This is a genomic window from Aliivibrio sp. S4MY1, assembly GCF_028765545.1.
GTDB lineage: Bacteria > Pseudomonadota > Gammaproteobacteria > Enterobacterales > Vibrionaceae > Aliivibrio.
On the sequence record NZ_JARACP010000005.1, the window covers coordinates 254,635 to 269,415 of the forward strand.

A 14,781-nucleotide genomic window follows, 5' to 3' on the forward strand; every position below is an offset into this window, starting at 1 on the left:
CAACAAGTTAAAATTGGCACACCCTGTGCAATAAGGAACTCATCAATGTCGATTCAAATCGAGATGAGTTCAGCAATCTATTCCACAAGGGTAGAACGTACTGAACTGACGTGATTTGAACAATATGTATTCAATGACTGGAGTTCCAACTATGTTCTGTATCCAATGTGAGCAAACAATTCAAACACCTACAACAAAAGGCTGTTCTTTTGCACAAGGTATGTGTGGTAAAACAGCAGAAGTATCTGACTTACAAGATATTTTAGTTTATGCATTACAAGGTGTTTCTTTCTGGGCAGAACAAGGCCGTAAAGTAAACGTAGTAATTGATGAGATCGACCAGTGGGCACCTAAAGCCTTCTTCGCGACACTAACTAACGTCAACTTCGACCCTGAGCGTGTTATCGAATTCGCACTGCAAGCACACGCTTACAAAAAACAACTTGAAGAACAAGTTCGTGCAGCAGCTCTTCTTAGCAATACCAAATTATCTGAGCTATCTCCTGCCGCCTTATTTGATTTACCAACCAATGCAGAAGAGCTTATAGCATTAGCACCACAAGCTGCGGTTAACCGTGGTCACGAATCGCAGCATGAAGATGTTATTGGCCTACGTTTACTTTGTCTTTACGGCTTAAAAGGCGCAGCGGCTTACATGGAGCACGCACGTGTTCTTGGTCAAACTGACGACGCTGTGTTTGCTGAATATCATGAAATCATGGCTTGGTTAGGTACTGATCCTACTGAACTTGGTGAGTTATTAGACTGTTCAATGAAAATTGGTCTAATGAACTACCGTGTAATGGAAATGCTAGATGCAGGTGAGACAAAAACATTTGGTCATCCAGAGCCTTCACAAGTAAACGTAAAAACTATCGAAGGTAAATGTATTCTTGTTTCTGGTCACGATTTACATGACTTAGAAAAAATCCTTCAACAAACTGAAGGCAAAGGCATCAACGTTTATACTAACGGTGAAATGCTTCCTGCTCACTCTTACCCTGAGCTTAAAAAATACCCTCACCTTGTAGGTAACTACGGCAGTGCATGGCAGAACCAGCAAAAAGAATTTGCTAACTTCCCTGGTGCTATCGTAATGACATCAAACTGTCTATTAAACCCAAATGTGGGTCAATACGCAGACCGTCTATTTACTCGTAGCATCGTTGGTTGGCCTGGTGTTGCTCACTTAGAAGGTGATGATTTTACAGCAGTTGTTGATTGTGCATTAGCGCAAGAAGGCTTCAAACACAACGAAATCGAACAGATGATCACCGTTGGATTTGGTCGTAACGCGTTAATGGCAGCTGCTCCTGCAGTTATCGAACAAGTCAAAGAAGGCAACATCAGCCACTTCTTCCTTGTTGGTGGTTGTGATGGTGACAAATCAGAACGCAGCTACTACACAGATTTCACAGCTCAAGCGCCTGAAGACTCAGTAATTTTAACGCTTGCTTGCGGTAAATTCCGTTTCAACAAAAATCAATTTGGCGATATTAATGGTATCCCGCGTTTATTGGATGTTGGTCAATGTAACGATGCTTATTCAGCTATTCAACTCGCACTTGCACTAGCTAAAGAGTTTGATTGTGGCATCAACGAACTTCCATTAACGCTGGTACTTTCTTGGTTCGAGCAAAAAGCGATTGTTATCCTACTGACTCTATTTGCTCTTGGCGTTAAAGGTATTTACACCGGTCCAACTGCCCCTGCGTTCTTAACGGATAACCTGCTTGCTATTATTCAAGATAAATTTGATATGCGTAGTATCACGACAGTTGAAGAAGATCTAAAAACGATTTTAACCGCGTAATTCGCGCATACCATTTCTAATTTATGCCTCAGTTATCTGGGGCATTTTTCGCTCTAAAGCAAGTTATAACTTCTGAGCAATAACTTATAAGTAATAGAGAATAAATATGACACAATTTATTTGGCCAACAACTCCTGTTCAACTTCGCTGCAATAAAAAATGGTTTGAGACTGATGATACTATTAGCTTACAACTAACAAGCCAAAACCAAGAAAGCTTTGATTTTAAACCGGGTCAATTTATTAGTGTCGGTTTTGAAATTGAAGGAAAGATGGAATATCGCGCCTACTCCATCAGCTCAATGCCAAATCAAGATTTTCTGCAATTAACCATTAAACGGGTTGAAGGCGGCAAGGTATCCAACTATCTCATTGAACAGTTAAATGAAGGTGAGCAGGTTGCTGTTTTAGCACCAGCAGGTCCATTCAATTCAATCGATTGCAAGCCAAGAAAAAAAGTCGCGTTATTAAGCGCTGGCTGTGGTATTACACCAGTGATGTCGATGGCGAAAACATGGATAGCTCAAGATATAGAGGTCGATATTAGCTTTATCCATATGGCAAAAAGCAAAGAACAAACCATCTTTTTTGAAGAGTTAGAGTTGCTGCATGAAACTCATGCTAATTTTCATTTGAAGCTGCTATTAAAAGATAATGCAGAGACAAATCACCCACAAGGTCGCCTAGACCAAGAGTGGCTAAACACGCTTTGTCCTGACTTAATAGAACGCACAGTTTACTTGTGTGGCCCTAACCAATTCATGCAAGACATGAAAACCAACCTAGAAAACATTGGTTTAGATATGGCGCACTTTTTCCAAGAAAGCTTTACACCGATTGAAGCGGAAGTAAGTAACACTGAAGACGCCTCTGGCGTGGTTCAGTTTGAAGTACCCGCTTTTGGTGTTTCAAAAGAAATAGATAAAGGCGCAACACTGGCTGATGTACTTGAAGAAAGTGGCGTTCCAATAATTATCGCTTGTCGCAGCGGTATGTGTGGTTCGTGCAAATGTAAAGTAGAGAAAGGCGAAGTAAGTCGAACAAGTACTGAGACATTAACAGAAGAAGATATCGATCAAGGTTATGCATTGGCGTGTTCAAGCCAAGTTCAATCAGATGTTGAAGTTAGCTTAATCTAGCTTTTTCTTTATAACTAATCTCAAAAAACCGATGAATATTTACTATCATCGGTTTTTTTAAATCTAAATATATAACTATAACTACACCAACAGCGCACTATTCACTTTAATAATCAGCTTCTTCACTGCTGCTGGTTGCTCATCAACCGCAACCAATGGGCGATGTGGCTGCTTAGGATTGAAAATAATAAACTCACCCGCCTCTAACGTTACAAACTGCTCATCTTGAACGTCGTTACTAAAAGCGATGTCTTTCTCTTCAAGGTAATCATCTTCAATCGATAATAATGGATATTCACTGTAACCGAACGTCTCAGTACCTTCCAAAATTAATTGAACATCAAGGTATTTATGGTGAATTTCTGAACGACGATTTTCTTTCAATTCCGTTTTATCGTTCACTATAAAATAGACTGACTCATCAGGTAATGGGTAGTTGCCTACTTCTGTATTTTCTATTGTTTGTTCTTTTACTTTTTGAATAATCTCAATGATAACAGGGTGTAATGCAGCCCCTTGAATATCGTCACTCCATTTACCTTTAAACAAAATAGCCTCTCAATGATATCGATGATGAAGTTAAAAATAGTAGCATGAGATATTGATATCAGTAAGATATAATGCTGTTTAAAGTGACTTTTAATGAGGCTTCATGGCTAAACCAAACGCAACTTATCTTGTGCGAGTGCACAGTGCGAAAATGCTGATAGACCATGCAATGAAATATTATGGACTAACCTATGCCGATTTTGATATGCCGCCTCAGCTATTTGATTATCAACTAAAATTGATGCCATTAAGCGATCTCGAATCTCTACTCTGTAAAATTGAATTGTTAACCCAAGATCCAGCTTACACAGCAAAGCTAACACAATCAGACAGTTTGAAGCAGTTTGGTCCTTTTGTGCAGCTATTAGCAAGCTCGACCAATTTGGGCATGGCAATTAAGCGTATGAATACCATACACAATGCTCTTCAGTCTGGGGTGCAGGTAAATATGCTATTAAGTGGTTCGATAGCAAAATGGCGAATTTTAACCCCAACAATGCTGCCTCAAGCTCGTATTCATGAAAGTATTTTGGCCGCGGGATCATTCGTTCGATTATTAAAACTGTTCCATGGCGATGATTATCAACCGGTTGCAATTCATCTTTCAGGTAACATGATTGGTAAAACAGGAGAAATTGAGGCTATCTTTAACTGCCCTATCATATGGAACAGTCCAAATACTCAAGTCTGGTTTCCTGTTAAAGACATCACTTGCCCTCGTCGCTTTAAACTACCAACATCACAAGTGAAGGCATTTACCGTAGAGCAAGCGATGAGTTATATGCTTATTCCACAGCCTCAAGATACGTTAAAAGTGGTATTTGAACTCACTAAATATGCCTTGTTTTTTGGTTATCCTACGCTTGAGTTTGTCACTCAAAAAATGGGGATGAAGCCACTTACTCTTCAACGTCGCTTACAAGATCAAAGTATTGCTTTTACCGATATTGTTCATCACAGCATTTGTGATGAGGCTATCACATTAATGGGAAGTGAGTTATCCATGCAAGAAATTACACAACGAGTTGGCTATAAAACTACGGCTTCATTTTCTGTTGCGTTTAAACGTATGTATGGTGTTACCCCTGTACAATACAGAAAAACACTACTTTAAAACCTAAACAAAACAGTCAAAAACATCAGTTTTTGCCATTACTTGATATATTTAAATACATTTAATCGACATATCACTCCGTTACCCTTCATGCTTACTGCTCATTATTATTTAAGGTAAATCATTTATGAGTTTAGTCAGCATGCCCTTCGTTGGATCAGGTCAGGATCTTGGGCTGCATATTGCTGCGAGCGTCGTCATGATAGGAAGTATTATCGCCCTCGCGTATGGTTTCTGGAAACTTCATGAACTACCAATTAACAAAGCACACAGTAAACAACACCAGCAAATAGGGCTTATTACCGCCCTCACTTGGATAGGATTTGTCTGGCATTGGGTCTGGGTTTTAGCCGTGATTTGCGCCTTTGTTGATGCCGAAAAAGCATTGATCAAAATTCGTGATATTTGGCATCAACCTACTTCACCATTACAGACACAAGCACAAACACCAATAACAGAAAGCACCGCAGCACAGCCAACTCAAGAGGAGAATCACAATGCTTGAGGGGTTAGCAGTATGGGCTCTATTTATATACCTACTTAGAATGGTTGGCATGCCTTGGAATAAGTTTACTCAAGGTTTTGCCTACATTGGCGGCGGGTCTTGGTTGTTGTTTGTATGGGCAGGATTATTAAATTTCACTCCAATGGATCTTTCTGGTGGTTCCGTCGTGCAATCACCACACATTCAACTTCGTCCTGCGAGTACGCAAATTAAAGGCGTCGTCACCAAGATTTATGTTGAACCAAACCAAGAAGTGACTAAAGGCCAACTGGTTTATGAAATTGATGATGAGATTTACCAAATTGCGTTAAACAAAGCGATAGTCTCACAAGAAGCGAGCGCTATTGGACTTGAAGTTGCAAATCAAAACGTGAAACTGGCACACCAAGCTATCACCGCATCAGAAAGTGACATTGTGGTTAGCCAAAAACAAATTGAAGCTAAGAGCCAAGATCTAAAATACAAGAAACTCACACTACAGCGTTATATTGAGCAAAATCGAAAAGTAAAAAATACCATCACGCAAAGTGCGTTAGATGAGCAAGGCACACTCGTTTCTATAGGTGAAATTGAAGTTGCGAGCGCAATTGCTCAGCTTAATAAAGCAAAACTAGCCAATGAAAAAGCACTGCTTGATTTTGATAACGCAAAGTTAGGCGTAAAATCCAAAGAAAGTGAGCTTGCCAATGCAAAAGAAAGCGTATCTCAAGCACAATGGAATGTAGACAATACTAAAATCTACGCTCCTGCTGATGGTTATGTGACAAACTTTATTCTGCGTGAAGGTCAATATATTGGTGCAGTTCCGCGTATGCAGATGTATACCAATGAGAAGTATGTATTAATGCGAGTTAACCACCAAGCAATACGTAATGTGACGGTTGGTCGTCCTGCTGAGTTCTCTAGCGCAGTTTATCCTGGAAAAGTCTTTGTGGCAGAGGTAGAAGGCATTGTTGAAGCAACAGGTGAAGCACAAGGTAACTTACTAGGCAGAGAAACGAATGTTCGCCAAACGACAGGATTAAACGTTAATAATAAGCACCACTTTGTACGTTTAAAACTTGAAGAGGGCGAAGGCTATGATATTCCGGTTGGCTCTGTTGGTTTAGCATGGATTTCAGGTGAGAAACCCATTGGTTTTATGGCTTTCTTAGATGTAATTCGTGGGATTATCATTCGAATGAAATCGCAAATTTACTTCTTTTATTCATTGTGACAATTTAGATGTTTGGCCCTATAGCTCACTCTCTCGAACTATGGGGCTTTTTTATATTTCTGCTTTTTGTCGTCGTCAACGCATCCCAAACCCCAATGTAATTAACTTAACGTCTCTTTAATTTCATCCGAGCTAAAACCATGAGAATACAGATAAGCATAAGCTTTGCTTTTGTCTTTTGAGTTGCTCAAATCAAAGCGCTTTTTGTCTAATCGCAATTGGCAATTTTCATAAAAATCAATCGAACCATCCATCTCTAGTTTTTCAATCTCTTCATCAAAGGTTGAAATATCTATCAGCTTTTGTTTTAGCTCCCGCTTGATAACAGACTTACCTTTTAGTTTACGGGCAAGCTTCTCAATTTCTTTAACGAGATCCGCTTTATCGGCTTTAATTTGCATTTTAGAAGGTAAGGTTGAGGCAACAGGATGAGATTTAATCGCCTCACGAACATCGGCAGATTTAAAACCATACTTAGTCAATGTTGCGTAGAGTTTATCACTCGATAAGGAGTCTAAATTCATATTAGCTAATCGGTTGTTCAATAATGTTATTTCACAGACTTCATCACGATTAGATACATATGCTATTGCTTCGTTAACAATGGATTCATTAATGCCTTTTTCTCTCAATTTAGACAAAATAAACTGACTGCCTTTCTCGCTACTAAATGCCATTTCAACAAAATTAATCGCAAAATTTTTATCCGATTTTAGATAGCCACGCCCGATGAGGTCTTCAAGTACGGTATCAATCCACTCTTGATTATCCGTCTTCGCTACAAGCTTTTTTCTTAACTCATCAATGGTTCTGTCTTTTGCTTCAAGGTGATAAAAAGCACTGCCATATACATTATCAATGGTTTTTGCAGGTTTTACGGGAAGTTGACTGAACATGGTAACCTCTAATTTTATTGATCGAACAAAAGCTGAATCTAACGTATCTCACTCTAAGACGCAAAACTAATTCGAATGCTGTATTTATATTGGCTTTAAGTATAAACATTGAATCTAGTAAACACTGATGCTCCTCACCCAATTCTTTCTTTATGGAACTTATCATGGTATTTCTACTCAATAGTACTAAGTAATTCAATAATGTAAGGCACAGAATGACTTCTCTTGTTAATGTAAGAAATGTCTCAAAACACTATTCAGACTCCAATAAGAATCAACAAGCATTAAGCGATATCAGTTTTGATTTAAAAGCAGGACAAGTTCTTGGCTTACTTGGGCACAACGGTGCGGGAAAATCGACACTGATAAATGCTCTGTTGGGCGCTCATCGTTACGAGGGAGAGATCAGAGTGAATGGTCTGCATCCTATCGATCAACACGCTGAATTAATGCAGCATTTAGCCTATATTTCTGATGTCAATGTGTTACCTGAATGGATGAGCGTAAAACAACTTTTAAACTATACCTCAGGAGTTCACCCAAGCTTTGATAGTAATAAAGCAGCTTCTGTATTGAGTAACACCAATATCAAATTAAATAGCAAAATAAGCTCACTATCAAAAGGCATGAAGGTACAAGTTCATTTAGCAATAGTAATTGCAACCGATACTAAAGTTCTGATCTTAGATGAGCCAACCTTAGGATTAGATTTATTATATCGCGATACGTTTTATCAGCACTTAACGACTTGGTTTAATGCGGGAGAGCGCTGTTTAATTATTGCGAGTCATGAAGTGGCTGAAATTGAGCATTTATTAACGGATGTATTGATCTTAAAACAAGGTAAATGCGTGAAGAAAGAGAGTATGGATAGCATTCCTCAAGGTACATTAGCTGAACTCTTTATTGCCCTTCAAAAGGAATCTATTTAATGCGCCAATCATTATATATGTTTGAAAAAGAGCTTATTGAACACAAAACGATTACTCGTGTCCCTCTGTTTATCCTTCTTTGCGGTGCAGTACTTTTCATTAGCTTAATGATGAACACTAGCCTACAAGATAATTTATTTATTTCAGTCGAGACTCAGGGTAACTTCACCCCTTTTAGTTCTGAATTTTCAAACGACCTACAGCTCGCGTTAAGCTTTATCGTTGGTATTTTATCATTAGCTCTCACAACGACTTATCTCTCAAAAACATTACGTAAAGAGCGTAATGAAGGCAGCTCTGCATTTTGGCGCAGCATGCCCGTCTCTAGCCAATATACGCATGCAATAAAACTGGCTTTTGGTTTAATTGTAATTCCATTGATTTTTTCTGCATTAGTACTTATCGCCAATCTATCCTTTTGGATAATGAGCTTATCAAGCGACACTGTATTAGCTATGCTTCATGAGCACACCTCGTTTATGTCGGTGATTACCCATTGGCTGCAGTTTATGGGAAGAATGCTACTGGTTAGTGTAGTTATGTTACCTATTGCAGGGTTAGTTTTAGCGCTATCTCAAGTCAGTAATTCACCTTTAATCATCTTACTATTAGGCGGTTATGCATTGAAACTGCTGTCAACTTGGGTGCTAAACTGGGATGGTATTGCCGTATTTCTCACTCATATGTATAAGCTCCCAACTACGATCTTGCTCTCTTCAGAGCCTTTGATGAGTTTTTCACAAGCTGGGACTGGATTCTTAAGCTTGTATAGTTTACTTGGCGCTATTTCATTGTTCGCTAGTATCTCTTTATATCGAACTACTGAGATCTCTTGGCAATCATTAAACCCACGTTGGTTGTTTAATAAGTAAATAAAAAGGGAGAGGCGCATAAAATAGAGCTCTCCCTTACTTTTGTTAGCTACTACTTACCTTTAACTACTATGTTAAAGTCTTTAAGTGGCATTGGCTTAAAGTACAAGAAACCTTGATGTGATGAGATCTGTAACTCATTCAATATCTGTTGTTGATTCTTGTTCTCTACTCCTTCAGCAACCAATTTAATATCCAGATTATTTGCCAATAAAATAATATTTTCCAGTATCTTAAGTGACTGTGAATTAGTTTCAATATCATCAATGAATGACTTATCAATCTTAATAAAGTCAAATTCATAATAATTTAAATACTGTAAAGAAGAATAACCAGTACCATAATCATCCAAGGCAAACTTCACGCCAATCGCTCGAAATTTTTGCATATAACTTGTGATTTTTTCTCTATTTTCAAACTCAGTTGATTCAGTAAACTCTAATACTAACGTAAGCTTTTTAGATAACTGCTCACATAATGTATAAATTTCATCATCATAAAGACAACTTTCAGTTAGATTTACACTTATTCTTAAACCATTATGAATCGAATTTTGATAGCCATCACTAAGTTGGCGTAGCATCGATTTTGTCATTTCACCAATAAGTCCAAATTTCTCCATTTTAGGGATAAATTCCAGAGGTGAAATAATGCTACCGCAAGGTTTGATCCATCGTGCTAATACCTCACCACCAATAATTTGTTCTTTGGCACTGACTATCGGCTGAACATACGGTGTTATCTGATTTTTTCTAATTGCATTTCTTAATTTATAAAAATCCAAATTAAACCATGTACTTGAGAAAGACAAAATACGGAATAATACTAACATTAATAATGAGATGAAAATAAATTGAGTATTATCAATAACATATGATTCAACAGAGCGCCATTTATCGTATTTAAATAATAGATGAAAATCATATTTCTCTGATGAATATACTTTCTCATCTGTTAGACTATGAGAGCTAAATATATTCCCTTTTGATATTATATATTGTGAATTTGATAACGAAATCAGCCCAAATCGAGTATTCTCTAGCTCTACAGGTATTTCTTTCATAAAAAATTGAATACCATTGTCATTATCATAGCGGTGGTAGTATGAAATACTTGGTTGATCCGTTAACAGGTTCTTTTCTTTTATGTATATCTCTTTTTCAGGTATGTTTTTTTTCGATATATTACTACCGACAATCGAACTACAAAAATACTGGCCATCTTGGATAACTGATATACTATTAATTGATGGACAACGTGCCACTTTTTTTTGTAACGGTAACATCATCTCTTGGCACGTTTTACCTTTAAGATAAGCGAGTTCATCCACTGATTTTTTTGCTTTATCAAACCTAAACTCGATATTTTTCATCGTATTTTTTATATTTGATTCAACATATCGCTGATAATCTGCTCGTATAACATATTCAAACAAGATAAATATAATAATAACGCCAACCATATACTTATTAGTAATAAATTTCATTTAGATTACGTCTTCTAATACAGTGACTCTGTTTCTACCAGAGTTTTTTGATTGATATAATGCAGTATCTGCCAGTTTAAATGCTTTTTTAAACGACATATTTTTACCTGCTGTTGCACCAACAGAAACTGACACACAAATCTCCGCTATAGTCTCTGCGTAGATAGATCTTCGAATAGCCTCTGCTCTCTTTAGTAACTCACTATTCGATATATGATTAATAACAATAATAAACTCTTCACCACCCCAGCGAATGGCCATATCATCTCTTCTCATATGCTGCTTTATTCGATGACATACCTCTTTTATCACTACATCACCTTGTTGGTGCCCATACTGATCATTAATACGTTTAAACTCATCGATATCAATTACGATAACAGCTCTCCCAAACGTTAAGTTCAGTTTTAACTCATAAAAATCACGACGATATAAACCAGTCATATGATCTAACCGACAATATGACAGAAATCGATATAGCGACCTATTAATTGAGAATAATAAAAATGTTATCACCAATGCAATGCCTGAGCTCAGCGCAAACAAATCAACCATATTTATAGATAGATTTAGTTTATTACTTACCGGTGTACAAGGGATCTCAATAAAATCACTTGATAAAGATAACGCATGATCACCACCGTAATTCAGAAAGCTATATCTCTTTTTATTAAAATCGTATAACCAATTTAAAAATACACTTGCTTTCATATCTAAAATGAACATTGCTCTTAACTGCTTATTTTCATAAATAGGATAGAATATACTTCTAACATTTTTACCAGTAAGCGGTTCTACATAAGGCTCTGTTAATTTAAGATCACATCGAGCAAATGCTTGATAACTCTTTGACATTTTTTCGTTATCTACAATCCGATCAATCCAACTTGAGTTTGATGCTTCCTTAGAGTTCAATTTCTCATGCACTTCATGTAATGGTTTAAAATGGCCGATATTAACATTAGATTCTAACTTCTCTAGAATAGCTATACTCCAATAATCATCATTTATATAATTTGTTAACTCTTCTTCTAATAAATTAATACCACAAGACAAATTTTTAACCTGGCTATCCTCATCAACCATAATTGAAACATCATCACGTTCATGAGTACCTTTACTAAGCACTGCTGTTGTTGTGTTTAAATAAAAAGGCGTAATTTTTCTAACCGTATCATATAACTTTGTTATTTTTTCATGAAACTCCATTCTAAATGAATTAGCTTCTAACTTGTTATATTGATATAACATATAAAAAGATAATAGGAACAAGAATAAGAATGTCTTCAAATATTTATTCTTAATACTAATTATTTCACGCATTATCTTCGTTCTTATCTAAAGTCACGCGGTTACGCCCCGTATTTTTTGATTGATAAAGAGCCATATCCGCCCTTTTTATCGCATCAAAAGCCAATTCAGAGTATTGCTGTTTAGAGCCTCCAATAGAAATGGTAATATGCATACTTTCTATTCTCTCACTTTCTATTCTTTCTCGAATCATTTCTGCTTTCTGATGAAAAAAATCATGCTTCATATGATAGAAAGCAATAACAAATTCCTCTCCTCCCCAACGGATAGCAATATCATCTTCTCTAATACTTTCTTTTATACGCTGAGTTACAACTTGGATAACTCGATCACCTACAGCATGGCCATGGTTATCATTTACTTGCTTAAAATGGTCTATATCAATGATAAGAAAGGAAGCGCCTTCAACCCGATTCAGTTTACTTTCAATAAAATCTCGACGAAAAAAACCAGTCATCCGATCATTGCATCTAATATTGTTAATTTTTAGATATAAACAATACAAAAATATCGAGAATAAATAGATTGCAGAAGAAGCATAAAAGCTAACACTTAACATTTTAAATATATCAAGGCTAACCATTAATGGCGGGGAATTTAATGTATATGGTACTTTTATATTAAATGTAGCCCAGTCAAACCCTTTATTTCTCGTAATAAACACCCATCTCTTATCACTAAATTCAGTGACTAATGATTCATTCCAACCTTCTTTAATATCAACAATGATAACTGATACTAATTTTGACTTTAAATAAATAGGATATATAACAGAATGTATTCTTTCATTTGATGAATCTTCTGTATACACCTCTGTGATTCTTATATCATCATTATGAAAGCCTTTATAGCTTTCATCTAATCCTTCTAACTTAACGATTCTGTCTAACATTAATGAGTCATGTAATGTTTTATCATTAAATTTTATGTAAATATCTCTTAAAGGTAAAAAATAGGAATTGCCTGTATTCTTGTCATGTAGTTTTTCAATAACTGCAATAGTCCATATATACTTTTTATCAATAGCTTTTAAAAGGCTTTGTGAAAGCAAATTTATCGCTGGTGATAAAACTTTGACTTCTCCTGTTTTATTAACAATGATACCAACATTATTAAAGTTGTAGATACCCTCTTCAATTGTTACTGTATTAGAATTAATGTAATAACCATAAAATCGTTTTGTTATATCCACAATATCTTGATATTTTATATTAATTTTCTTTTCTAAAATCCCAATAGATAACACATTGTAATAAAACAATGATGAGTATATCCCTAAAATTAAAACGGAAAATAAACAGGGTTTAAGAAACCATAATTTTTTTATATCATTCATAGCGCTTAATTATATATCATTAGTCATAAATAACTAAAAATGCATCATTAATTATCTAATATGATGCACTACAAGTGAAAGCACTCATGCGATCCTTCATCGCTTTCAAAATATCCTTTATTTTTGTTTAATAAATCCTCAATAAACAGCATAATCAAAAAATTACTGCGATATAATAATCGCAGTAATTTTTTTGATACTGGATCTATTCTATTTTTTAAGTCAGAGTAACTCTTACTTTACTTGCTCTATTATTATCAATTGAAAGTACTTCAAAGTTCCAATCTTGATGCTGAACAGAGTCACCTACCGCTGGAACATTACTAGTTAACCACATGAACATACCTGTTAGTGTTTGATAATCACCTTCTTTTTCTTCAGGTAAACTCCCTAAATTCAATGTGTCTTTCAATACCGTAGTTGGAATAGAACCATCTAAAATCCACTCTATTTCTGATACTTGATCAGTCCATGCATCATTTGGGTTTTCAGATTTAAACTCTCCTGCTAGTGCTTCTAGCAGATTCTTTTGTGTAACAATACCTTGCGCGTCGCCATATTCATCGACAACCAAAGCGATTTCTTCGCCTGTTGTTTTCAATAACTCCAATAATTCACTACCGTACTTATTTTCTAAGATCGTCAAACAAGGTAATAAGTTACGCATCAACCATTTGGTGCGGTGCTCTTGATGCGCTGCTTTTAGCAAAAATCGTGAAGTAGTAAAACCAAGTACATTATCCATACCGCCACGCGTTACTGGGTAAATAGAGTATTCTGAACGTAGCAACTTTGGTAAGTTTTCATCCCATGATTGTTCCGTATCGAAATAAACCAATTCATTTCTTGGGATCATTAAAGAAGCGACTCGTCGATCATCTAATTGAAGAATATTGCGTACCATGCTGTGTTCATTTTTTTCAATAACACCTTGCTCAGAGCCCTCAGAAAGTAACGCATGAATATCATCTTCTGTAATTGAAGCTTCATCGCTATTTGAGCGTCCAAGTAGACGTAAAAGCGCATCAGTTGAAATAGACAGTAAGAATACAAATGGTCGAGAAATAGAGGCTAATAAACTGATCAACGGTGCAATTAACGTTGCTATACGCTCTGCATGAAACTGGGCAATACGCTTTGGAACTAACTCACCCACCACGATCGAAACATAAGTGATAATCACAACAGTCGACATCGTAGAAATGGTTGATGCTAAGCTCGCAGATAGACCAAATGACATGATAAAGTTTGAGATCGGGCCAGAAAATGCAGCCTCACCTAAAATACCATTTAAGATACCAATACCAGTAATACCGATTTGTACGGTAGATAAGAATTGAGTAGGCTCTTCACCTAATTTGATCGCTTTAGCGGCTGACTTACTACCTTCTGAAGCCAGTTTTTGTAATCGACTCTTTTTTGCTGTCATGAGTGCAATCTCAGACATAGCAAACACACCATTAATCACAATTAAAAAAAGTAAAATGGCAATATCCAATGTAAACCTCGAATTAATAAAATAATGAAAATCAACATAACGTATGCTGAATTTTCTTACTCTTATATTCCTGATTTACAAGAATGTCAATCATTATATTGAACTATTTTTAAAC

At 36.2% G+C, this 14,781-nt stretch carries 13 protein-coding genes; 7 read left to right on the forward strand and 6 right to left on the reverse strand.

The genetic code is table 11. From position 1 onward, the window contains the following. Positions 1-151 precede the first annotated feature (151 nt). Positions 152-1,813: a hydroxylamine reductase gene (gene hcp, locus PVK71_RS07855; protein WP_274418743.1), complete on the forward strand. Its 1,662-nt coding sequence runs from the start codon at positions 152-154 to the stop codon at positions 1,811-1,813. A 106-nt stretch (positions 1,814-1,919) separates the two neighbouring features. After that, positions 1,920-2,951 (forward strand): hybrid-cluster NAD(P)-dependent oxidoreductase, encoded by a 1,032-nt coding sequence (locus tag PVK71_RS07860; RefSeq protein WP_274418579.1) that lies wholly within the window; start codon positions 1,920-1,922, stop codon positions 2,949-2,951. Between the two features lie 81 nt (positions 2,952-3,032). Here PVK71_RS07860 and PVK71_RS07865 read toward each other — a convergent pair whose 3' ends face one another. Further along, positions 3,033-3,500 carry a YhcH/YjgK/YiaL family protein gene (locus tag PVK71_RS07865; protein WP_274418578.1) on the reverse strand — a complete coding sequence of 156 codons (468 nt, stop codon included), beginning with the start codon at positions 3,498-3,500 and terminating at the stop codon, positions 3,033-3,035. 103 nt (positions 3,501-3,603) lie between these two features. Between PVK71_RS07865 and PVK71_RS07870 the strand changes: the two genes are divergently transcribed. The 3 genes from PVK71_RS07870 (at position 3,604) to PVK71_RS07880 (ending at position 6,335) form a co-directional block, all read left to right on the forward strand. Then, on the forward strand, positions 3,604-4,614 hold the full coding sequence (locus PVK71_RS07870) for an AraC family transcriptional regulator (protein ID WP_274418577.1): 1,011 nt from the start codon (positions 3,604-3,606) through the stop codon (positions 4,612-4,614). 127 nt (positions 4,615-4,741) lie between these two features. Further along, entirely contained in the window at positions 4,742-5,119 is a 378-nt protein-coding gene (locus tag PVK71_RS07875) for an MFS transporter (protein ID WP_274418576.1), read from the forward strand. Continuing rightward, entirely contained in the window at positions 5,112-6,335 is a 1,224-nt protein-coding gene (locus PVK71_RS07880; protein ID WP_274418575.1) for an HlyD family secretion protein, read from the forward strand. Before PVK71_RS07875 ends, PVK71_RS07880 begins: the two co-directional genes overlap by 8 nt. 101 nt (positions 6,336-6,436) lie before the next feature. Here PVK71_RS07880 and PVK71_RS07885 read toward each other — a convergent pair whose 3' ends face one another. Then, the gene (locus PVK71_RS07885; RefSeq protein ID WP_274418574.1) at positions 6,437-7,231 is read right to left on the reverse strand and encodes a RecX family transcriptional regulator; all 795 of its coding nucleotides are present in this window, start codon (positions 7,229-7,231) and stop codon (positions 6,437-6,439) included. Between the two features lie 215 nt (positions 7,232-7,446). On the opposite strand from PVK71_RS07885, the gene PVK71_RS07890 reads away from it, so the two are divergent. Both PVK71_RS07890 and PVK71_RS07895 read left to right on the forward strand, forming a co-directional pair. Then, entirely contained in the window at positions 7,447-8,163 is a 717-nt protein-coding gene (locus tag PVK71_RS07890) for an ABC transporter ATP-binding protein (protein WP_274418573.1), read from the forward strand. Continuing rightward, on the forward strand, positions 8,163-9,035 hold the full coding sequence (locus PVK71_RS07895; RefSeq protein WP_274418572.1) for a hypothetical protein: 873 nt from the start codon (positions 8,163-8,165) through the stop codon (positions 9,033-9,035). The genes PVK71_RS07890 and PVK71_RS07895 overlap by 1 nt, the downstream gene beginning before the upstream one ends. Positions 9,036-9,087: 52 nt before the next feature. Here the strand turns inward: PVK71_RS07895 and PVK71_RS07900 are convergent, their stop codons facing one another. From PVK71_RS07900 to PVK71_RS07915, 4 genes are all read right to left on the reverse strand, one after another. Then, complete coding sequence (locus PVK71_RS07900; protein ID WP_274418571.1) at positions 9,088-10,521, reverse strand: EAL domain-containing protein; 1,434 nt, start codon at positions 10,519-10,521, stop codon at positions 9,088-9,090. Continuing rightward, positions 10,522-11,844 (reverse strand): GGDEF domain-containing protein, encoded by a 1,323-nt coding sequence (locus tag PVK71_RS07905; protein ID WP_274418570.1) that lies wholly within the window; start codon positions 11,842-11,844, stop codon positions 10,522-10,524. It lies immediately after the preceding gene. Next, positions 11,837-13,168, reverse strand: a complete 1,332-nt coding sequence (locus PVK71_RS07910; RefSeq protein WP_274418569.1) for a GGDEF domain-containing protein — start codon at positions 13,166-13,168, stop codon at positions 11,837-11,839. The genes PVK71_RS07905 and PVK71_RS07910 overlap by 8 nt, the downstream gene beginning before the upstream one ends. A 217-nt stretch (positions 13,169-13,385) precedes the next feature. After that, positions 13,386-14,666: a hemolysin family protein gene (locus PVK71_RS07915; RefSeq protein WP_274418568.1), complete on the reverse strand. Its 1,281-nt coding sequence runs from the start codon at positions 14,664-14,666 to the stop codon at positions 13,386-13,388. Positions 14,667-14,781 lie beyond the last annotated feature (115 nt).

What these genes read in the sequence shown, in the direction of transcription:
- PVK71_RS07910 (WP_274418569.1), bottom strand. Translation starts at nt 13,168, where the DNA reads ATGAATGATATAAAAAAATTATGGTTTCTTAAACCCTGTTTATTTTCC.
- hcp (WP_274418743.1), top strand. Translation starts at nt 152, where the DNA reads ATGTTCTGTATCCAATGTGAGCAAACAATTCAAACACCTACAACAAAA.
- PVK71_RS07885 (WP_274418574.1), bottom strand. Translation starts at nt 7,231, where the DNA reads ATGTTCAGTCAACTTCCCGTAAAACCTGCAAAAACCATTGATAATGTA.
- PVK71_RS07905 (WP_274418570.1), bottom strand. Translation starts at nt 11,844, where the DNA reads ATGCGTGAAATAATTAGTATTAAGAATAAATATTTGAAGACATTCTTA.
- PVK71_RS07900 (WP_274418571.1), bottom strand. Translation starts at nt 10,521, where the DNA reads ATGAAATTTATTACTAATAAGTATATGGTTGGCGTTATTATTATATTT.
- PVK71_RS07895 (WP_274418572.1), top strand. Translation starts at nt 8,163, where the DNA reads ATGCGCCAATCATTATATATGTTTGAAAAAGAGCTTATTGAACACAAA.
- PVK71_RS07880 (WP_274418575.1), top strand. Translation starts at nt 5,112, where the DNA reads ATGCTTGAGGGGTTAGCAGTATGGGCTCTATTTATATACCTACTTAGA.
- PVK71_RS07875 (WP_274418576.1), top strand. Translation starts at nt 4,742, where the DNA reads ATGAGTTTAGTCAGCATGCCCTTCGTTGGATCAGGTCAGGATCTTGGG.
- PVK71_RS07890 (WP_274418573.1), top strand. Translation starts at nt 7,447, where the DNA reads ATGACTTCTCTTGTTAATGTAAGAAATGTCTCAAAACACTATTCAGAC.
- PVK71_RS07870 (WP_274418577.1), top strand. Translation starts at nt 3,604, where the DNA reads ATGGCTAAACCAAACGCAACTTATCTTGTGCGAGTGCACAGTGCGAAA.
- PVK71_RS07860 (WP_274418579.1), top strand. Translation starts at nt 1,920, where the DNA reads ATGACACAATTTATTTGGCCAACAACTCCTGTTCAACTTCGCTGCAAT.